Genomic DNA, 21,874 nt, shown 5'->3' with positions numbered 1-21,874 from the left:
TTTTACTAAGGTTTTTATTTTTTATCTGCACAGCTTTAATTTTTATAAAATTTAATCCATTAAATTTTCTTCATATCGATAACTTTTTTAAATCTGAAATAGACAATCGACGCTAATAGAACACTAGCAAAAGCGATTAACATATTTAATACAATGACATAACGCACATCAGTTAATGCCAATGTTGGCACAATTAATGGAATGACAATGAATGAAAAACCACTCAGAGTATAAACAATACCAACAGCAAAACCTTTACGCGAAGGGAAAAGTTGTTGCATAACAACCAGTGTTAATTGCAACACTCCACCAGCAGCGGTGAAGCCCATGCCAAAGGCAACAATCTTACACATCAGAGGAGAGATATTAAATAAGAACATCAAGAGAATTAAACCGGATAATAAAGGTAAAATAATGATGCAATATAAAGGTTTCACATGTTTTTTAACAATGTATGCAGTAAAGAACACAGAGATAATAGAACCAATACTGTAATAACTAATAAGCTTACTGGCTTCAGTCATTTCCATCCCAACTGCTTGTTTAGCGATTTCCGGCATCCACTGCATGATAATGGCGAACGTCGCTGTTGTTGTGAATCCCATAATAATTAAACAAACACCTTCCAAAAACATATTTGGCTTGCCAATGAAATAGTTAGTATCACCTTCTGCTGAAGCTGAACCTGCAATAACGGTATTTTTAGATGGGAATTTTTTCGGTAATAGCAACAACGCATTGATAGCCAGAAAAGCCAAAAAGCCCATAAATGCCCAACCAAACCAAAGTTCATTGCTATAAATAAATGCCACAATGAAAGGAAGAATCAAGGTACCAATCGAGATAAATGCTTTAATCAGAACGCTAGCTGTGCCTGCTGCACGAGGGAAGTTTTCTGTAAGTGCTGGCATTGAGCCGGTATCAAGGAATGAGTTACCTGCACCAACCAAAATCGCTAAAAAGAATGCTACATGAATATCAGTGCAAAATAACATACCAATATAGAATGATGCATAACACGTCATACCGATGAAAATAAACGGCTTACGTCCATATTTGTCAGAAAGAATACCACCAACAAACATGAGTAAAATTTTACCAATACCAATCCCTGATGCAACATATCCAATACCAACTAAATCTGTATCTAACTGCTGTGATAATGCCAAAGAAAACTGCATTATGACAATCAATGAGATACTTTGAATAATATAATTGGCATAAATCGACCCTACAATGCCATATGGATTGCTAACTTTCATACTCTCAATTTCCTTAAACTAAAACTTAACTTATTAAAATATTAAAACTAAATTGGTAACAATATACTGCTATCGATTTGATTCTCAAAGGAACAAATTAATTTTTATGGTTAAAACCACGCATAGTTCACAAATTTTACTCACAAAAAATAGAGAATATGCCTATCTCTGACGTTAACTTAATATTTTAAAAATAGAAATTGTAGAAAAAGAAACAGAAAGGCGCTCGATCATTGAGCGCCTTAAGCAGATATAAAACAAGTAAGTAAATCAGTTAAAATCAGAAACATTAAAACAATATAATATATTGATTTTATTTAATATAAAAATTAACCTAAACAGGCAACATAAGCACTTAATGAACCAGTCTGACCCTTTCCAATCTGACCTTTAACCACATTTAAAATATAGTTAGCGGTAGAACCATCGGCTGAATCACTCGTCCAATAATACATAGCCCCCCCAACCCAGCCGGAATCAGTATAAAGTGGTAAACTCCCCCATTCACCACCCAGTGAACCATCAATCACACGAGAGAAATAGTTATTCGTTGGATACCAGTTTGGTGGTTGTACAACATTTTTACGCGGAGAGTTAGTATATTCAGCACGAGTTAAGGGTCTGGTCGTACACTGAGCTGCAGTAACTGCATATAAACCGAAAGCTGGTTGCACAGTTGCCCATAAACCAATATTAAACGGATAATTAATTGTTGGGCCACCGGCTATAGGAGTAGCTGATAACGTCACAGTACCTGACGGTTTAGAGACAAGTGTCACGAGTCCCGTTGCATCAATGGTCACAGACCCTGCAGGACTTGCAGAAACAGAATAAGTATACTTAGCTTGCCCGCCACTCATAATCAACTGGAAAGTTGCCTTAGAAAATCCTGTCGTTGGGAACTTAGCACCAGCAGGAGAAGACGCCGTAGGTGTTGGTATAAAGCCTTTACCTGGCACGAAATCGCTGGAGTAACCGCCACCGCCATTTGGATCTATGGCAGTGTAAGCAGTAGAGTTCCACGGACCATTGGTTGTATCATTAACAAAACCAACCCAGTCCTGATTTTTACCCATACTACCTGGTCTTAAATAACATACCCGAGCTAAACTGGGATCAGTATCAATAGTATAAACAGTCGAGACTCCCGGATATAATGTCGATAGTGGATCACCATACTGAGATGATACTGTTGTTGCTGTTGCATTCAAAGTGAGTTTATAAGGAGCATCACAAGGATCTAAATTAGCAGCTAAATTTGTCACCACAGCCCCTGTAACATTAGTCCATGTAGCCCTTACTCTACCATTGACAGGCAAACTCGCTTTGGGAGTATCACCATTAATATCATAAAAATAACTTTCTGGCAGATACTGATATGTATTATTTGCTTCTACTGCAGTTATAAACTGATTAAAAGGAGCGATTGATGTAAAGATTGTCGTTGCAGATTCAGCTGGCGTTACAATTGTACCATTTGGTAATTTTACAGTGATCACTTCATTCAAAGTGGCTATCTTCGATGCTCCGCTATCCAAACTGATTACCGGAGCCTCGCCTTTGATAGTTTGTACTGTGGATGCTGACAATAGTGCAATTGCCGATCCGGAGACAAGAGTAGTCAATAGCAAGCTTAGCTTTACATTTCTTCTTAACATTTTCAGTTTTATCCCAATTACTACTTATTTTATTATTATTTGATTTTTAAATATAAAAGACGCCAATTACTTATTTATATAAGGTTTTTATGCTCAAAATCAATAGTTTTATTTATTTCTCTGAATTATACAAAATAATAAATTGGATAGCTATATCGGTTTAGTAGGAAATGACTAAGGCTGAGGTATAATTCAAATAGAAGAACTCTATCAAGATAAAGGTAGATTATTTTCTGAGATAATCTGGATACATATAAACTTCTCTGATTGATTATTCATATCAGAGAAGTTCATTTTATCAGTCAATTAATGGATTAATTTTTTAAATGAATAATCTTACCGCCATTTTCAGCTGACTCTTTCACTGCAAAAGTCGCTTCTAAAGATCGTAACCCCTCTCTGCCAGTCATAATTGGCTCTGCTTCACCGCGTACAACAGCTCCTAAATGAGCAGCCTGCACAATAAGTGGGTCAATATCTTCTGAAACAGGATGGTTTTGCTTTTCCTGATATATTGTCTGCCACCAGCCTCGTTTATCATCTGCGTAGCGCCACAACTGATTATTTGGTACCGCCAGTGAGCCATGAGTACCAGCAAACAAATAACAAGATTGATCAGTATAAGGATAGGCAGGATTCTCATTAGCTGTTAGTTCCCAGCTCCATGGTGCAGCTGCACAATCTGAAATACTCAAGGTACCAAGTGCACCATTTGTAAAACGAATTAAAATGGCTGCAGTATCCTCAACTTCATGATTTCTTGTACCATTAGATGAAATCGCCTGCACGCTTTCAATATCACCGGCAATATTTCTTAAGTCATCAATAACATGTACCAGATTAATTAAAATAGGACCTCCACCTTTTTGTTTACGCCATGCGACATCAAAATAGTCATCACCTTTTAAAAACCAGCACATCCCATTAACAATGGTTAGCTTACCTAAGCGCTGATCTTCTTTGACAATTTTACGCGCTCTGGCAATCAGTGGATTATAACGACGATGATGGCCGGTTAAGACCGGGATACCCGCTTTCTCTCCCGCTTCAACCAGCTTTCTGCCCGCTTCCACACTTTCCGCTAGTGGCTTTTCAACTAATACCGGCAATCCTGCTTCAATACACTCCAGACCACCAGGAACATGTAAAGCATTTGGTGTGGCTAAAATCACCGCATCAACCGGTTGCTTAGCTTTTAATAAATCAGTTAAATTTTGAAACAGAGGTAATCCTTCTTTTCCTGCTACTTCTTTACCTGAAGGCATTGGCTCGATGATAGCTGACATTTCAACACCTTCAGCTTTATTCACCGCTTCAATATGTCTTTTACCGATCAAACCAGCTCCAACGACCACAATTCTTGTATTTGCCATTTATAAGCTCCCAGTATTTTAGCCATAGTTTAAAAATCTGAAAATTCCGATTCTAGAATAAAATTATGAAATATTAATAAGTTATAAAAATTAAAACGCCTCTCAGGTTTATACTGCGATATTTTTTCTGAGACAATATCGAAACAATTAATAGAACAGGATTTTTTTTATTTATGTGAAATTCATCATATATTTAACATGTTGATAATATTTCTATTTAATTGTAATTTGTTTGCTCGTATATTAGAGATGTCTTCATTTTATGATTTAATGGCGTGTATCTCGTCAAAAATTTTATTTGTAATTTATCTTTAAGGGGATTTTCATGAGTCAGATCTCAGTACCAAATATCTATGGTATTCTTGGTTACCCACTCGGACAAAGTATGAGTCCGTTAATTCACAACACATCTTTCAAAGATAACGGCATTAATGCTGCTTATTATTCTTTCCCTACTCCGCCTGAAAAAATTGCGACGTTTATGGAAGCTATCCGCTTACTAAACATCAGAGGTTGTAGTGTAACGATTCCTCATAAACAAACGATTCTTCCTTACTTAGATAAAGTTACAGATCGTGTAAAAAAAATTGGTGCAGCTAATCTGATTTATTGGGAAGGTGACAAACTTTGTGGCGACAATACCGATATTATCGGATTTATGGCACCACTTCAGGCAAATAAGCCAAATCCGGCTTATAAAAAGATTCTAATCCTTGGTGCTGGTGGTGCTGCGCGTGCTGCAGTGGTTGGATTACAAGATCTTGGTTATACAGACATTACAGTCACTGATATTGTTGAAGATCTGCCAGCTAAATTAGCTAAAGATTTTAACTTAAAAACTATCTCTTGGGATAAACGTGATACTGTTGATGCACAAATCATCGTTAATGCTTCGCCACTTGGGATGAAAGGTAAATACGAAGACGAAAGCCCATATAAAGCTGAATGGTTTAAAGGTAAAAAAGGTATCGCTTATGATATCGTTTATACGCCTTATGTCACACTATTTCGCAAATATGCGGAAGAAGCTGGCTGGGAATCTATCTCTGGTCGTGAAATGTTCATCGGACAAGCTGATGCACAGTTCAAAGCGTGGACAGGTAAAAACTTATCTAAAGACGCCGTTCAGGCCGTTATTGATGCGCTATCTAAATAGTTAATCTGAAAAATTTAAAGCCGGCCTAAATTAATATTTAAGCCGGCTTTTTTTTATTTTTACTCTTTGATAAAGAGTGTAATGATGGCATTTTGCCCCTTATTCAGTTCACTATAATTTAACAATACCGGATAAGGTTTTATAAGTATATTCAGTAAAATAGTTATTAATATTTAATGATGCTGCCCCCGCTGCATTCTCATCACTACAAGAAATAGCGTGTAACTTAACAGCATACAGATGAGCAACTTTTTTTAATTCCTCTGCCCGGTTATCTAAATGCGCTAGCCAGAACCTTCGCGCAAGACCTTGTAAAGGTGATAAAACCAGATCTAAATACTCATTTTGTGCAGCTAAAATGGTTAACTGATGAATGCGCTTTAAAAGTTTAAACAACATCTTGAGCTGATCCATTTGCTCAATTTTGTTTAGTTCATCAATAATTTGCAGCATCTCTTTTCTATGTTCCATCGTCGCGCGACACGCAGCCATTCTATTTGTATATTCGCCAATAAAGCGTCTGACTTCTAAAAGTTTTAACTGAGTTTCTACAGAAATAGGTTTAATTAAAATGCCCTTAGAGGGATAGATTTCAATCATCTTATCATTCGCCAGACGCTGCAAAGCTTCACGCACAGGGCTGCGTCCCATTCCGGTTAATTCAACAAGTATCGATTCAGAAACCATACTTCCCGGAGCCAGATCCTGAAATGTAATCATTTCTTCCAGTAATTCATAGGCTTGATTTGATTTAGTCATTGGCATAATGCTGTTGTAATCACTATCTGAAAAATAAAAGAGAAATCATTGTATCAAATTTTAACGCTTTGTCTTTCTTCCGTTATTTTTCTTCCGGCAAATTTGCTGTTTTAACGATTTTTTATGATCACCGTCAAAGATTTTGATCAAAAAACTTCTCTTTACTCTTAAATAGATATACAACCAATATATTGGTTGTATATCTATTCTTTGATTATAAATTTAATTAAGTACTTTGGAGTAAAAATGAGAATTATAAAGCTAGAAATCATGCGACTAGCAATGCCTTTTGAAACAGGACGAGAGGTTTCCAAACAAGCTGGAGGAGATGTTTATAACGCAGCCTCACCAGAACTCTCTAAAATGGAATCATTACTCGTCACACTTACTACAGATACAGGTCTGACTGGCTGGGGTGAAAGCTTTGGTCACCTGATTAATCCTGTCACTTTTTCTGCTCTTAAAGATTCGGTTGGTCGTTTTTTCATGGGCAAGCAAGTTCCAACCACAAAACAAGAACTCGTAACATTAATGGATCAGGCAAAATATGCTTTTCACGCTTTTGGTTGTGGTGGGCCAGTGATGTATGCTCTATCTGGCATTGATATCGCGCTATGGGATTTACTCGCTAAACAAGCGGGCAAGCCTCTTTATCAATATTTAGGTGGTAATCGTTCTGTCATTGGTGGTTATGCCAGCTTAGTTCGCTATGAAGATAAAGTTGAGCAACACGTTAAACGCGCTTTAGCTGATGGCTTTACTGAAATCAAACTGCATGAAATTGAAGTGCCTTATATTCAGGCCGCGCGTGATGCACTGCCTGTAGATGGTAAGTTAATGGTAGATGTGAATTGCCCGTGGACTCTGGAGCAAACAGAAAACCTGGCACCACAACTTAGAACACTAAATCTGACCTGGCTGGAAGAACCTCTCTTTCCACCAAATGACCTAAAAAAATTAGCCAAACTTCGCGAGCAAGGTATTCCGATTGCTGCTGGCGAAAATATCGATGGTGTACAAGGTATCGAAGCACATTTAATGACTCAGTCCGTTGATATCTTACAACCGAGCGTAGCTAAAATTGGGGGTATCAGTGCTATGCTGGCAACTTTTGAGCTGGCCAAACAATATAACATCAAAGTCGTTCCCCACTGTTTTTATTATGGTGCAGGTTTACTGGCAACAGCGCATCTAATCTCTTTACTTGATGAGAGTGTCAAAGTAGAACTGCCATATATTCAATGGTCAACACACCTATTCCCGGAGATGAAAATAGGTCCGGTATTTAATTTACCTGACAAACCGGGGCTGGGTTTTGAACCTGATATTGAAGTCTTACAAAATCATTTAATTGCTTATGTGAATTTAGAAATATAATTAAATAAATTGAAGGTGAAAAATATGTTTAAACATAGATATCGTTGGGTTGTTGCTATTTTATTATTTTTTGCAGGAATGCTGAACTATCTGGACAGAGCAGCCTTATCTGTTATGGCACCACTGGTCAAAGATGATCTTGGCTTAAATGATGCCCAGATGGGGATGATTTTTAGTAGCTTCTTTATTGGTTACTGTCTGTTCTGTTTTATTGGTGGTTATTGTGCTGATAAATATGGTCCGCGTAAAACCTATGCATGGTCAGCCGGGATCTGGTCACTATTTTGTGGTATTACTGGTTTAGTGACAGGTTTTGTCCAGCTGTTAGTCATTCGTGTGCTGTTTGGTATTGGTGAAGGCCCGATGGGTACAACCACTAATAAATCTATCGCCAACTGGTTCCCGCAAAAAGAAGTCGGGCGTGCTGTTGGGTTTGTAAATGCTGGTCAGCCACTGGGCGCAGCACTGGCTGCACCTATTGTTGGCTTTGTTGGTCTGCATTTTGGCTGGCGTATCTCTTTTGTAGTGATTGCAGTTTTAGGCTTTATCTGGGTGGCTTTTTGGTTAATTTTCTTCCGTGATAAACCAGAAAATAGCTCCAGAACAAGCAAAGAAGAAGTTGATCTTATTGTTAACGAACGGCCAAGTGCAGCATCAGAGAAGAAAGCACTTGAAGCTGTTAATAATCAGTCACAAACAACAGAACCAAAACATTCTATCTTTTACTATGTGTTATCGTTACCTGTACTTGGTGTAGCGATTTCATTCTTTTGCTTTAACTATATTCAGTTCTTCTTTTTATCGTGGCTGCCAAGTTACTTAACTGATTACCAGCATCTTGATATTAAAAGCATGAGTATCGTTGGAATTTTACCTTGGCTGGGGGCGGCTGTTGGCTTCTTGGGTGGTGGAATTATTACCGACTTTTTATATAAATTAACAAAAAACTTTGTCACGGCCAGAAAGATCGTTATTTTTGTTGGTCTGGCGGTTGCTTCAATTTGTGTTCTGGCAACAGCTTATGCATCAAGTGTCGTATCAGCAGTCACACTCATCACAGTTGCTTGTCTGTTTGGTTATATGGTACCGCAGGCATGCTGGTCATTATTGCAATATATCGTTCCATCAGCGCGAATTGGTTCTGCTGGTGGCTTTGTGCATTTACTGGCTAATCTTGCCGGGATTTTATCACCAGGTATCACAGGCTTTTTAATTCAATATGGTGGTGGTTATCAGTCAGCCTTTATTCTGGCCAGTATTCTTGCCGCGTTTGGTATTATATCTCTGCTACTGTTTATTCAAAACAAAAAAGTAGAACAATTCCGTATTCAATAACCGTGTGTTCTCTCCCTCTGTTCCCGTTTGAACAGCCCTCAAAAGCATCGTGCTTTTGGGGGATTTTTTATCCCAAAATCAGCAGATAGTATGTTGAACTTTAATCATTGATTAAATAACAGTCTCAATAATAATTATTGGGTAAAGTAACTCTGAAAAGAGCTTTTTTAACTTATTGATTTTATTGAATATTTTTATTGGAGGAGAACTCTATCAGCCACATCCTGCACACATGACACCCACTACGGCTGCTTCCTTCCGGACCTGACCGAGTTCGCAAGCTAATGTTGCAAGAGGACCCATAGAGCCTCCATTGAGGAAAGCGAATCAATTAAGATAAGCTAAGGTTGTGTATTATCGGTGATGAAGTGAGAAATTGCAATCATTTTGACAATCTCGATGAAGTAAAGCACTTACAGATTAACTTATCTATCAAAAACACCCATGCAGCCAAAGCTGCATGGGAAAGATTAATTAAGCAGGTTCATCCAGCAGGAACATTCCTTCCGGATAAATAGTTAAGTAATAAGTATCACCGATTTTTGGTTTCAACATGATCGAGTTAACTTGTAATAATAATATTTGACCATTCCAGTTAACTGACACTTCATATTGTGGTCCCATATAGGCAACACTTTCTACCGTACAACGCTGACACTCTTCACCTGTCGTTTTCAGTTCAACTGCTTCCGGACGCACACCCACAGTACAATCAGCTGTTTTTGGTTCGATCTCGCCCTGACAATCAATGTTATAACCAAAAATAGACACATGACCATCCTGATAATGTGCTGGGAAGATATTTGCATCCCCCATGAAGTTAGCCATAAAGCGAGACGCCGGACGGCGATATAAACGCTGTGGTGTATCCATCTGCATGATATGGCCTTTGTTCATAACTAAAACAGTATCAGATACTGCAAAGGCTTCACTCTGATCATGGGTTACGTAGAATGAAGTGATATCAAAGCGTTTTTGCAGCTCACGAATTTTTTCACGCATACTACGACGTAAATTAGCATCAAGGTTACTCAGTGGCTCATCAAATAACAGCACTTTTGGTTTTAGAACCATGGCACGCGCCAGTGCCACACGTTGCTGCTGACCACCAGAAATCTGATCAACAAAGCGATCAGCAAAGCCGGCTAAATCAACCAGTTCAAGTGCTTCTTCAATACGGTCTTTGCGCTCACCTTTTGGTACGCCGATCATTTTCAGACCATAACCAATATTTTCACCCAGTGACATATGCGGGAAAAGTGCATAAGACTGGAACACCATACAAATATCACGTTGCTGGATAGACAAATTAGTCACATCCTCGCCATCGATGATGATCTGTCCTTCTGTTGGCTTTTCAAGCCCTGCGATTAAACGCAAAATCGTTGTTTTACCACATCCTGAAGGTCCAAGTAAGGTTACCATTTCACCTTTAGATACCGACAGGCTCAAATTATCAATTACCGTATTCTTGCCAAAACGTTTGGTAATATTATTTAACTCTACAAATTTTTCGTTAGACATAATCTATTCCTGTACCTGTTACTGCGTATTTTTAGCTGCAGAGCGAGACGTTCTTGACTCACCAACTAAGAAATCAAATAAGAAGATGATGGATAACATCACCACAATCAAAATTGAACCATAAGCAATGGCAATCCCGTATTCTCCGTCTTCTACACGGTTTAAGATATAGGCTGTTGCAACGCGCGTATCTGGAGTAACAAGGAATACGATCGCACTTACCGTGGTAATGGCTCGTACAAAGCTATATACCAGAGCGGAAAGAATTGCCGGGCGCAGTAATGGAATCAAAATAAACATAATAGTTCTGAATGAGCCGGCTTTTAAGCTCAGTGATGCTTCATCCAGCGATTTATCCAGCTGGCCAAGACCTGCAATACCGGCACGAATACCTACTGGTACGTTACGCATGATCATAGAGATAATTACGATAGCTGCCGTTCCGGTTAAGTAAATTGGCGCTGTATTAAACGCTAAGATATAGGACACACCAGCAACTGTTCCTGGTACAGCAAAACAAAGCATAGTAGTAAATTCAATCACTTTTTTACCGGTAAATTGCTGACGCACCACCACATAAGCGATCAGGAGTCCAAAGAAGGCGGTAATTGGTGCAGCAATACCTGCATACAATAACGTATCCAGCAATGATGGCCATGCGCCGTCACTAAATCCTTGACCAAACAGATTAATGAAGTTGGCGAACGTTAAGGTATAATCAACACCCCAGTTCACTGTAAAGCTTCCGTAGAAGATACTGCCATACAATATGCCATTAAACAGCGTCCAGAAGGCAAATACCGCAATAATCATGCCTTGCAGAGTGACTGGCAGCGGCTGTACATCACCACGTGAGAACTTACCAGAAATCGTCACATAAGAACGTTTACCTATCCAGAGATACTGAATACAGAAAATACTTAATGAGAAAATAAGTAACACACTACCTAAAGTACTGGCAGAAGGATAATCCAGCTGAGCACCTGTGATATAGAAATAAATTTGTGTTGCCAGTACGTCAAAGTTACCACCAAGAACTAATGGGTTACTAAAGTCAGCTAAGGACTGGACAAACACAATCAAGAATGAGTTGGCTAAAGCCGGTTTGAGTAGCGGTAAAAATACCCCAAAGAAGGTTTTATAACGCGTTGCTCTAAGGGTATAAGATGCTTCTTCTAAAGATGGATGCACAGTTTTAATTGCTCCATCTAAAATCATAAATGACATCGGCGCAAACGCCAGTACCTGAGCCAGCCAGATACCAGTGAAACCGTATAACCAGTTAGTATTGGTTAAGCCTAAATAAGTTGCAGCAAACTCAGTCACATAACCTGAGCGCCCCATCATTAAAGTTACCCCTAAACCAACCACAAACGGCGGAGTAACGATCGGTAAAAGAGAGAAAATACGTCCGATAATCACTGAGCGTTTAGCGATACGAGTTGTGTAGATAGCACAAATCAGACCAAAGAATGTGGCACTAATACCCACTGCAGCACCAAGCAGCACTGAGTTAGAGATAACACGAACAATATAAGACTTACTTAAAATATCGATAAACTGGAACGGTGCAAACTGATCACCATCCATAAACATCGGGATAAAAATCGCAATGGTTGGATAAAGAATAAAAGTAAGAATCAATAAAATGACGGTGATAAGTGCACCGATAACAAAACGGTCACCCCCCATCCATTCAACACGAGACAACGCATGTGTTGCAATCATTCCAAGGGCAATAAACAGTAAAATTGTTCCATATCCCATGCCTTTAATGCATAACCAGGCAGTCAGAACAGTAATCACCATGCAGCCTAAGGCATATAACGCATCAAAATAGTGACGGGTACGATGGTCTTTATTTAACGGTTTAAAAGGACGAATAAGCAGTCCCAGTGGCAGTGCAAACCATAACCAGCTAATCCCAAAAGATGACCAGCCATAGGCTTCTACAATCTCGTCTGCTGTTGACTCCATCAGTCCGTAATCAAGACTATAGGAAGGCAATAAAATAAAAGCAGCAACAATAAAAATTACCCAGAAAAATATCGGATCCTTTTTTTGTTCCTGCAACTTAAGTTGTGCTGTAATACTATATGACATACTTCCACCATATTTATCAAAGAGTAAGTTTCCTTACTCTTTGTTTTATTTATTATGCTACTTATTACATATGTTTTACCATGCAGGCAAACTAATTTGCCATTTTGATATCATTTACCCAACGATTAATTAAACGTTTACGGGTATCTGCATCACCATAAGTATCCATATCATAATCAATCAAATTCACCTCAGATAACTTAAGCGATAACGGTGAAGTTTCCGCTGTAGTATTGGTCAGGATTTGATAAGATTTTGCTTTTTGCCATGAAAGTTCTTGTGCTTCTTTTGATAATGCCCAGTCTACAAATAGCTTCGCATTATCCATGTTACGAGCACCTTTAATGATACTCACACCGCCAATTTCATAACCGGTACCTTCACAAGGTGCAATCAGCTCAAGTGGCGCACCATTCTCTTTTTCTAAAGAGTAATCATGTAAGAAGCCAATACCAATTGCTGTTTCACCACGCGCAGCATTACGTGATGGCGTAATTCCTGATTTAGTATATTGAGAAATGTTTTTATGCAGGGCACGTAAATATTCAAATGCCGGTTCTTCACCCCATAGTTGAATATAAGTTGCCAGTGCAGTATAAGCAGTGCCAGAGCTTTGCGCATCAGCTATCTGGATTTCGTTTTTATATTCAGGTTTAATCAGATCAGACCAACACTTAGGCATCTCAATCCCTAATTGTTTAATGCGATCAGTATTTACCCCAAATCCAAGAATACCAACATACACCGCTGATGAGTAGTTACCTTTTAACTTTCCGGGATCTCTAAACTGCGGCATAATCTGCTCAAGATTTGGTGACACATAAGGCTCAAGTAGCCCCATTTCTGCAGCCTGAGAGTGTGGGTCAAATGTTCCTGCATACCAGACATCGGCCTGCGGGTTACGTTTTTCTGCATCGATTTTTGCCAGAGTACTACCTGTACTATTACGAATTAACGATGTACGAACATCATACTTTTCACCAAATGCTTTTGCTTCGTCCTCACAAAGCGCATTTTGACCGCTACAATAAATAACCAGTCGGCCAGCTGCCTGAGCAGTTGTTACCGCACCTACCATTAAACTCACGACAGTCACTGCAGATAAAATGTGTTTTTTCATATTTTGACCCTTCATTGATATTAACGACCCAAAAAGTAGATATAACCACCTGCTTAATACGTTAATTGTATTAATTGCAGGTCATTTCATTAATCAGGAATCAGCGCGTTTTTAGTATAAGGTTGGCTAAGACTGTACAAACAATCCTAGCCACATTATTAAAGAAGGATTAGTTACCCATCTTCACTTCATCAACCCATTTACTAATTAAACGCTTACGTACTTCTGAATCACCGTAAGTATCCATGTCATAATCGATCAGGTTAAGATCTGATAATTTCAATGACAGCGGTGATGTGTCCGCAGTGATATTGGTAAGAATTTGATAGGATTTCGCTTTTTGCCATGAAATTTCTTGCGCTTCTTTTGACAGAGCCCAATCAACAAATAGTTTTGCGTTATCTAAGTTACGCGCACCTTTGATAATACTTACTCCACCAATTTCATAACCAGTACCTTCACATGGAGAGATTAAATCAAGTGGCGCACCGTTCTCTTTCTCTAAAGAATAATCGTGTAAAAAGCCAATACCAATAGCTGTTTCGCCACGTGCAGCATTACGTGCAGGGGCAATACCAGATTTAGTATATTGAGAAATATTCACATTTAATTTTTTCAGATAATCATAAGCAGCATCTTCACCCCAAAGTTGAGTGAATGTTGCCAGTGCGGTATAAGCGGTACCCGAGCTTTGCGGGTCAGCGATTTGAATTTCGCCTTTATATTCTGGTTTAATCAGATCAGACCAGCATTGTGGTACTTCAAGACCAAGTTGTTTAATACGATCAGTATTCACACCAAAGCCTAAAATGCCGATATATACTGCTGATGAGTAGTTACCTTTAACTTTAGCCGGATCTCTAAATTGTGGCATGATTTGGTCAAGGTTAGGAGAAACATATGCGTCAAGTAGTCCCATCTCCCCTGCCTGAGAATGCGGGTCAAGTGTACCACCGTACCAAATATCAGCCTGAGGATTGCGACGCTCCGCTTCAATTTTTGCCAGCGTACTTCCCGAACCATTACGGATCAGTGAAGTTTTCACATTATATTTATCACCAAATGCTTTAGCTTCTTCCTCACACAACGCATTAGTTCCGCTACAATAAATGACCAGTCGACCTGCAGCCTGTGCACTTGCTGAAGCAACCATCATCACACCAGCGACAGCCATTAAAGTAATTACATTTTTCTTCATAACCCTGTTCCTTTGTTATTTTTATTCCGATCCACATTATTTTTACAACTGATATACATAATGAGACATAAATATATGCTTCACCAATATGTAAAAAATTGTTCAAATGTTCAAAACATAAATGTTAGTAATGTGATTCAGGTAACAATAAAAATGTGAAATTGGCATCAAATAGGTATTTTTATCCTGTATTTCCGTACGAATCCTGATGATATTAGTGGATTATCTAAACAGTTAAATGACATGATTTATTACCATAAATATCCAGTCAGGATTTTCTACTTGAGACAGAGCCTATTCACTCCTATACTAAACAAAAATTTATCAGAGAAGATGGTATGAATATTTTAGTCACTGGTGGGCTTGGCTATATTGGTAGTCACACTTGTATAAAACTTATCGAAGCAGGCTTCACCCCAATTATTATCGATAATCTTTATAACAGTAAACAAGCGGTTTTATCCCGTATTGAACAAATTACTCATATCAGACCACAGTTCTATTTAGGTGATATCCGGGATAAGAAGTTACTCACTCAAATTTTTACTACTCACAATATCTCCGCTGTTATCCATTTTGCCGGATTAAAAGCAGTGGGTGAATCGGTGAGAAAGCCGCTCGACTACTATAATACCAATGTTTCCGGCTCAGTCTGTTTACTTGAAGTGATGAAAACACATCAGGTTAAGAATTTTATTTTTAGCTCATCAGCTACCGTTTATGGCGTACAAGATAGTCCTGCTTATCACGAAGAGATGAATATTGGTCAGGCTACAAGCCCCTATGGCTGGAGTAAATTAATGGTTGAGCAAGTCCTAAAAGATCTACAACAAGCAGAGACTGACTGGAGTATTACATCTCTACGTTATTTTAATCCTGTTGGTGCCCACAAATCAGGTCTGATGGGAGAAGATCCTCAGGGTATTCCTAATAATTTAATGCCTTACATTTCTCAGGTAGCTGTAGGCAAGCATCCGTTTGTTTCAATCTATGGTAATGATTATCCAACCCCAGATGGCACTGGTGTCAGAGATTATATTCATGTTGAAGATCTGGCGACTGGTCATGTGGCCGCACTGAAAAAAATTAACCAGTCAGGTTTACATATCTATAATCTGGGATCAGGCAAAGGATATAGTGTACTTGAGGTTATTGACGCATATAGTCAGGTTTGCCCTAAACCTATACCTTATAAAATTGTTGGCAGACGTGCCGGTGATTTAGCACAGTACTGGGCTGATGCCACTAAAGCGGCTAAAGAGCTGAACTGGCAGACTCAACACTCACTAAAAGAAATGGTTGAAGATAACTATCGCTGGCAATCTCAAAATCCAAACGGGTATCCAAATGATGAATGATATTACTTATCGTGTTAACCTTCCTTTGCATGTTTCTGAAATGATTGAGCTTTATCGCCACTGCTCACTGGGAGCTCGCAGACCAACAGAAGAACCTGAGCGTATGCAAAAGATGCTTGATAATGCCAATCTGGTGATTACGGCCTGGTCTCAGGATAAACTGGTGGGTATCGCCCGTTGTCTGACAGATTTTACTTATACCACCTATCTGGCTGATTTAGCGGTACATGATGACTTTCAAAAACAGGGCATCGGCCAACAACTGATTAAAGAAGTACAGAATAATACTGAAAAGCATTGCCGTATTGTGCTTCTGGCTGCGCCAGCTGCTGTTGATTATTATCCGCATATCGGCTTTACTGCTCACTCTTCTGCCTGGACATTGTTAAAAGATGAGTAGATGGTAAATGACAAGAATTATCTTAGCTTCAACCTCAGCATCACGTAAAAAGATCCTGACTAAATTTGGTATCCCTTTTGAGTGCGTGGCACCTGTTTGTGATGAAACACCACTGCCTAACGAATCAGCCGTTGAACTGGTTTTACGTTTATCTAAAATAAAAGCCTCTTCTTTAGTTGCACACTATCCGGATAGTATTATTATCGGTTCTGATCAAGTGGGTGTTTTGGACGGAAAAATTATTGGTAAACCCTTAACGGTTGAAAGAGCTCGTCAGCAACTGATAAAAAGTAGCGGTAAAACTGTACACTTCTATACCGGGCTAACAGTGATTAATACTCAAACAGAACAACAGATTACTTTATATGAACCCTTTGATGTAGTGTTCAGAAAGTTATCACCAGAAGAAATTGATGCCTACATAGCTAAAGAGCAACCGCTACAATGTGCTGGTAGTTTTAAATGTGATGAGCTAGGTATTACGTTGTTTGAAGAGTTAAAAGGTGATGATATCAATACACTGGTTGGCTTACCACTACTCAGACTCAATAAAATTATGATTGAAATGGGCTATAATCCACTGTTAAATCAGTTACCTTAAAACGTCGTACTAAGCCTTCTTAATCAAGATAAGATTGTAGTTTATCAAAAACAGCTTCAGCGGTGATCGATGCCATATGATTATCAGCCGCTTTCATCACGATTTGATTTTTACCATAACCACCAATCAACCCCGGGTCGGTTGGTCCGTATAACGTAATATTTGGCTTATCCAGTGCAGCAGCTAAGTGACTAAGCCCTGTATCAACTGAAACTACCGCTTTAGCTCCGGCAAGAATGGTGGCAATTTCAGCCAAAGTAGATTTTGGTAACACTTCGGCATAATCAAACCCTTCAGCCAGTCGCAGTGCACGCTCATACTCATGCTGTGTACCCCAAGGGAGTTTTATAGACAGACGCGACTCAGACATCAGTTCAATAAGCCCGCGCCATTGCTGCTCTGTCCAGTGCTTGGTATTACGTGTTGTAGAATGCAGAAAAACACAATAAGAACCGCTATCATCAGGAGGATTCTCTAAAAAATAAGGAGCAATAGCATAATCACCAGTTTCATTCTCTGGCAACGTATATCCTAAACTCTCTGCAAACAGTTGTCTGATACGCTCAACAGCATGTTGTTGCTTAGGCACATAATGTTTCACATCATAAAACCAACTGGCCATAGGCTCTCTGGCACTGTTTTTATCCAGACCATGCTTAACACCTTTAGCTTTACGAGTAATAAGAAATGCACTCTTAATGAGCCCCTGAGCATCAATCACACAATCATATTCTTGCTCTTGCAATAGTTTAATAAAACGACGACGTTCAAAGCGAGTTGACCGACTAAACCAGCTTTTACGCCAGCGTCTGATAGCCACAGGCAGGACCCTATGGACTGCTGCGTGCCAGCTGGGAATCTGAGTAAAGTTCTCTTCAACTACCCAGTCAAAAGTAATATCCGGAATAGCTTTACTGGCGTCAGTAATCGCTGGTAGTGTATGTAAGACATCTCCCATAGAAGATGTTTTGACTATCAGAACACGCATATCCGATCCTATTTTATAAACGTAGATAATAATCACTTTACTGTATGAGCCCGAATGAATAAATAACAATTTATTCACTGGCTGATGATTCACAACGCGATAGTAATTTCATCAGTGTTTCAAAAGCTAACTCAGGCTGAATATCGATCAGGCTTTGATGATATCCTTCGTCTGAATCCCCTCGGCGAACTTTATGATAACCGCTAATCAGACGAATCACTTCTGCTTTATTTGACAGTGGCGGAGTAAAATCCGGGCTACTTGGACCATATAACGCAACAAGTGGTCGATCAAGAGCAGCTGCAATATGCATCAAACCTGAATCATTTGAAACTACCGCTTTACAACCAGCCAATAAATTCACCGCCTGATCAAGCGAGGTTGAACCTGCAAGATTGATACAACTATCCGGATGGCCTGATTTAGCAATAATACTTTCGCCCACATCGCGATCTTTGGCAGAGCCAAAAATTACGATTTGTGAACCCTGTTCAACCAGCAAATCTGCCAGTGCAGCATAATGATAATCAGGCCAGCGCTTAGCTGGACCAAATTCAGCCCCAGGGCAAAAACCAATAATTGGGAGTTCCGTTGATAGTTTAAAATGTTCAATTGTTGCAGTAATATCAGAAGATTCTACTTGCAGCTTTGGCCATAAGAGCGGCTGTGGTAAGTCCTGCTCTGACTGGATATCTTGTTTTTGGTACGCCAGTGCCACATAACGCTGCACCATAAGTGGAAATGCCTGCTTGTCTAAATTGCGGATATCATTGAGTAAACCGTAGCGCATCTCCCCTTTCCAGCCGGTACGCTTTGGAATCTTAGCAAAAAACGGTACCAGCGCTGATTTTAAAGAGTTAGGGAGCACAATTGCCTGATCATAACCGCTGGCGCGTAAACTTTTACCCAGCTTATAACGCTGCCCCAGTGCCAGCTGACCGTGACCGACTGGCATAGCGATAGCTTTTGATACTTCCGGCATTTTATTTAGCAGCGGTCTGCACCAGGCCGGGGCCATCACATCAATTTCTGCATCAGGATAGTTATGCTTTAATGTACGATACAGGCTCTGTGACATCATCATATCACCCACCCACGATGGTCCAATAATCAATATTTTCATCATTTACTCCTGATACATTGCAACTTAATCTGTAAGGTTAAAGCGAATAATCAGGCTTTATTTAACCATTTCATGTATTCAGTGGTACCTTCCGCGACCGTTTTAAATTCGATCGGGCAACCAACCGCTCTTACTTTAGTTAAATCTGCTTGAGTAAAAGTCTGATAGCGACCTTTTAGATGCTCCGGGAATGGAATGTAGTCAATTTCACCTTTAGTATGATAAGCCAGCACGGCATTTGCCACTTCCTGGAATGACTCTGCACGGCCAGTACCACAGTTAAAGATTCCTGATACGCTGTTTTCCCAGAACCATAAGTTCATAGCAACCACGTCATCAATATAGATGAAGTCACGTTTGAAGTTTTCACTGCCTTCAAACAGTTTTGGTTTTTCACCCTGCTTAATTTGCGTATCTAAATGGAATGCCACGCTGGCCATGCTACCTTTATGCTGCTCACGCGGCCCATACACATTGAAATAACGGAAACCACAGACTTGTGATTCAGCTTCCGGAAGTAACTTACGGACATATTCATCAAACAAGAATTTTGAGTAGCCATAAACGTTTAATGGCTTTTCATATTGACGATCTTCAATAAAGTTATCACTACGACCACCATAAGTTGCAGCGGAGGAGGCATATAAGAATGGAATACCAAAATCTAAGCAATAATGAAGGATATCTTTAGAGAAATCATAATTATTCTCCATCATAAATTTACCGTTCCACTCGGTTGTCGCAGAACATGCTCCTTCATGGAAAATCGCTTCAATATCTAAGTTTTCACCAGAGACGATATAACTGATAAATTCATCTTTATCCATATAATCTGCAATATCCAGATCGACAAGATTGGTGAACTTTGTCCCATCAGTTAAATCATCAACGACTAAAATATCAGTATAGCCTTTCTGATTTAGACCCTTAACAATGTTACTGCCAATAAAACCTGCACCACCCGTCACCACGATCATATTCATCATCCTGTAATTAAAATAACTGCGTCATATAATAACGATTTATTTAAAAATATTCGAGCATTGATTGTGCATGAGCAAGTATCTACGTAAATAATATTCAGAAATTTAATAAAGAACAGGAAATTATTAAAAGAATTTAAAGCAGATTGAGATAAATAGTTTGTAAAAACAATCATTAAACCATAATATCAACGCTCTTTCGCGTCTACATTATCAGGAACTGGTATTTACCGGTGTTATTTATGTCTGTTTTAAAATTTATTCAACGTAGTCTGGTGCTACAAATTTGTATTGCTTTGGTTATCGGACTCTTACTCGCTAAATTTGCACCACAAGCTGCAATTTCTGTCGGTGTACTGGGTGAACTTTTTGTGACCGCATTAAAATCAGTTGCCCCTTTACTGGTTTTTGTCTTAGTGGCAGCCTCAATTGCCAACCATAAACCCGGTCAACAAAGTAATATGAAACCCATTATTATTCTGTATTTAATTGGTACATTTTCTGCCGCAGTGATTGCTGTCGTTGCCAGCTTTTTATTCCCATCCACACTCACTTTACCGGTAAAAGATTTAGATATTCAGCCGCCACAAAGTGTGATTGAAGTCTTTAAAGGCATTTTATTTAAAATGGTCGATAATCCATTTTCAGCCTTAATTAATGCCAATTATATCGGTTTAATTGTGTGGGGAATTGCACTTGGCTTAGTTCTACGCCACTCCTCTCCAACCACAAAAACCGTAATGAGTGACCTCTCTTATGGTATCACGCTAATTGTTCGTGCTGTGATTCGTCTTGCTCCACTTGGAATTTTAGGTTTACTGGCATCAACCATTGCTGTGACTGGTTTTGAAGAGCTATTAAAATATGGTCGTTTAATCATCGTATTGCTTGGCTGTATGTTAGTCGTATTATTAATTGTTAATCCACTACTCACTTTCTGGCTAACCAGACGTAATCCATATCCATTAATTTTTATTACTCTAAAAGAGAGTGCAATTACTGCTTTCTTTACCCGTAGTTCTGCCGCGAATATCCCGGTCAATTTAGCTCTGTGTAAAAAACTGGGGCTACCTGAAGATACTTATTCAGTCTCAATTCCACTGGGCGGCACAATCAATATGGCAGGAGCAGCTATTACGATTACAGTACTGACTCTTGCTGCGGTTAATACTATGATCGCATCAGGTGCCGGCATTCAGGTTGATTTTGGTTCTGCACTATTACTTTGTGTGATTGCTTCTGTTTGTGCCTGCGGTGCATCAGGTGTTGCTGGTGGCTCATTACTGTTAATTCCAATTGCCTGTAGTATGTTTGGTATTTCTAACGATGTTGCTATCAGTGTAGTTGGCATTGGCTTTATTATTGGTGTGATTCAGGACTCAGCAGAAACTGCAGTTAACTCATCAACTGACGTTGTCTTCACAGCAGCAGTCTGTGAAGCAGAAGCCTTAAAGCAAGGACACTCTATTTTACAGGCGAATGCCAACAATTCAGAAATATAAAATAAAAAATGCAATAAAATCAATGACTTATAAAAATTGATTTTATTGCATATC

The 21,874-nt window shown here is 39.1% G+C and carries 18 protein-coding genes and 1 other RNA gene; 7 read left to right on the top strand and 12 right to left on the bottom strand.

All coding sequences use genetic code 11. The features are described 5' to 3' along the window. Positions 1-59 precede the first annotated feature (59 nt). The 3 genes from IPMB12_RS05245 to IPMB12_RS05235 form a co-directional block, all read right to left on the bottom strand. Complete coding sequence (locus IPMB12_RS05245; protein ID WP_166915622.1) at positions 60-1,262, bottom strand: MFS transporter; 1,203 nt, start codon at positions 1,260-1,262, stop codon at positions 60-62. Between the two features lie 329 nt (positions 1,263-1,591). Beyond that, positions 1,592-2,920, bottom strand: a complete 1,329-nt coding sequence (locus IPMB12_RS05240; RefSeq protein ID WP_166915620.1) for a hypothetical protein — start codon at positions 2,918-2,920, stop codon at positions 1,592-1,594. 314 nt (positions 2,921-3,234) lie between these two features. Next, complete coding sequence (locus IPMB12_RS05235) at positions 3,235-4,293, bottom strand: Gfo/Idh/MocA family protein (RefSeq protein ID WP_166915618.1); 1,059 nt, start codon at positions 4,291-4,293, stop codon at positions 3,235-3,237. Positions 4,294-4,618: 325 nt separating this feature from the next. Here IPMB12_RS05235 and aroE point away from each other — a divergent pair, with 325 nt between their 5' ends. After that, entirely contained in the window at positions 4,619-5,449 is an 831-nt protein-coding gene (gene aroE / locus IPMB12_RS05230) for a shikimate dehydrogenase (protein WP_166915616.1), read from the top strand. 111 nt (positions 5,450-5,560) lie between these two features. Here aroE and IPMB12_RS05225 read toward each other — a convergent pair whose 3' ends face one another. After that, on the bottom strand, positions 5,561-6,208 hold the full coding sequence (locus IPMB12_RS05225; RefSeq protein WP_208293561.1) for a GntR family transcriptional regulator: 648 nt from the start codon (positions 6,206-6,208) through the stop codon (positions 5,561-5,563). Between the two features lie 246 nt (positions 6,209-6,454). On the opposite strand from IPMB12_RS05225, the gene IPMB12_RS05220 reads away from it, so the two are divergent. Continuing rightward, positions 6,455-7,585 carry a mandelate racemase/muconate lactonizing enzyme family protein gene (locus IPMB12_RS05220; protein ID WP_166915611.1) on the top strand — a complete coding sequence of 377 codons (1,131 nt, stop codon included), beginning with the start codon at positions 6,455-6,457 and terminating at the stop codon, positions 7,583-7,585. A 24-nt stretch (positions 7,586-7,609) separates the two neighbouring features. Further along, positions 7,610-8,920, top strand: coding sequence for an MFS transporter (locus IPMB12_RS05215; RefSeq protein ID WP_166915609.1), 1,311 nt, complete (start codon positions 7,610-7,612; stop codon positions 8,918-8,920). 208 nt (positions 8,921-9,128) lie between these two features. Here the strand turns inward: IPMB12_RS05215 and ffs are convergent. The 5 genes from ffs to IPMB12_RS05190 all read right to left on the bottom strand — a co-directional run bounded on the left by ffs (position 9,129) and on the right by IPMB12_RS05190 (position 14,865). Continuing rightward, positions 9,129-9,224, bottom strand: an RNA gene (ffs, locus tag IPMB12_RS05210) — signal recognition particle sRNA small type. 170 nt (positions 9,225-9,394) lie between these two features. Then, positions 9,395-10,444 carry a ferric ABC transporter ATP-binding protein gene (gene fbpC, locus IPMB12_RS05205; RefSeq protein ID WP_166915607.1) on the bottom strand — a complete coding sequence of 350 codons (1,050 nt, stop codon included), beginning with the start codon at positions 10,442-10,444 and terminating at the stop codon, positions 9,395-9,397. An 18-nt stretch (positions 10,445-10,462) separates the two neighbouring features. Continuing rightward, positions 10,463-12,547 (bottom strand): ABC transporter permease, encoded by a 2,085-nt coding sequence (locus IPMB12_RS05200; RefSeq protein ID WP_166915605.1) that lies wholly within the window; start codon positions 12,545-12,547, stop codon positions 10,463-10,465. A 91-nt stretch (positions 12,548-12,638) separates the two neighbouring features. After that, the gene (locus IPMB12_RS05195) at positions 12,639-13,667 is read right to left on the bottom strand and encodes an ABC transporter substrate-binding protein (RefSeq protein ID WP_166915603.1); all 1,029 of its coding nucleotides are present in this window, start codon (positions 13,665-13,667) and stop codon (positions 12,639-12,641) included. A 169-nt stretch (positions 13,668-13,836) separates the two neighbouring features. Continuing rightward, complete coding sequence (locus IPMB12_RS05190; RefSeq protein ID WP_166915601.1) at positions 13,837-14,865, bottom strand: ABC transporter substrate-binding protein; 1,029 nt, start codon at positions 14,863-14,865, stop codon at positions 13,837-13,839. A gap of 338 nt (positions 14,866-15,203) precedes the next feature. On the opposite strand from IPMB12_RS05190, the gene galE reads away from it, so the two are divergent. From galE to IPMB12_RS05175, 3 genes are read left to right on the top strand one after another with little or no spacing between them, the layout of a single operon-like run. After that, positions 15,204-16,223 (top strand): UDP-glucose 4-epimerase GalE, encoded by a 1,020-nt coding sequence (gene galE, locus IPMB12_RS05185; protein WP_166915599.1) that lies wholly within the window; start codon positions 15,204-15,206, stop codon positions 16,221-16,223. Then, complete coding sequence (locus IPMB12_RS05180; RefSeq protein ID WP_208293560.1) at positions 16,213-16,623, top strand: GNAT family N-acetyltransferase; 411 nt, start codon at positions 16,213-16,215, stop codon at positions 16,621-16,623. The genes galE and IPMB12_RS05180 overlap by 11 nt, the downstream gene beginning before the upstream one ends. A 7-nt stretch (positions 16,624-16,630) precedes the next feature. Beyond that, positions 16,631-17,224: a Maf family protein gene (locus IPMB12_RS05175; protein ID WP_166915597.1), complete on the top strand. Its 594-nt coding sequence runs from the start codon at positions 16,631-16,633 to the stop codon at positions 17,222-17,224. A 19-nt stretch (positions 17,225-17,243) separates the two neighbouring features. On the opposite strand, the gene rfaC is transcribed toward IPMB12_RS05175, so the two are convergent. The 3 genes from rfaC to rfaD form a co-directional block, all read right to left on the bottom strand. Next, positions 17,244-18,212: a lipopolysaccharide heptosyltransferase RfaC gene (gene rfaC, locus IPMB12_RS05170; RefSeq protein WP_166915595.1), complete on the bottom strand. Its 969-nt coding sequence runs from the start codon at positions 18,210-18,212 to the stop codon at positions 17,244-17,246. A 70-nt stretch (positions 18,213-18,282) separates the two neighbouring features. Continuing rightward, positions 18,283-19,335 carry an ADP-heptose--LPS heptosyltransferase RfaF gene (gene rfaF, locus IPMB12_RS05165; protein WP_166917699.1) on the bottom strand — a complete coding sequence of 351 codons (1,053 nt, stop codon included), beginning with the start codon at positions 19,333-19,335 and terminating at the stop codon, positions 18,283-18,285. 50 nt (positions 19,336-19,385) lie between these two features. Further along, complete coding sequence (gene rfaD, locus IPMB12_RS05160; protein WP_166915592.1) at positions 19,386-20,312, bottom strand: ADP-glyceromanno-heptose 6-epimerase; 927 nt, start codon at positions 20,310-20,312, stop codon at positions 19,386-19,388. A gap of 248 nt (positions 20,313-20,560) precedes the next feature. Here rfaD and sstT point away from each other — a divergent pair, with 248 nt between their 5' ends. Next, the gene (gene sstT / locus IPMB12_RS05155; protein WP_166915590.1) at positions 20,561-21,820 is read left to right on the top strand and encodes a serine/threonine transporter SstT; all 1,260 of its coding nucleotides are present in this window, start codon (positions 20,561-20,563) and stop codon (positions 21,818-21,820) included. The last annotated feature ends 54 nt before the right edge of the window (positions 21,821-21,874 follow it).

Source organism: Zophobihabitans entericus (assembly GCF_011745665.1).
Lineage (GTDB): Bacteria > Pseudomonadota > Gammaproteobacteria > Enterobacterales > Orbaceae > Zophobihabitans > Zophobihabitans entericus.
The sequence above is the reverse complement of the archived record's forward strand: the minus strand, read 5'-3'. Positions and strand labels throughout refer to the sequence as shown.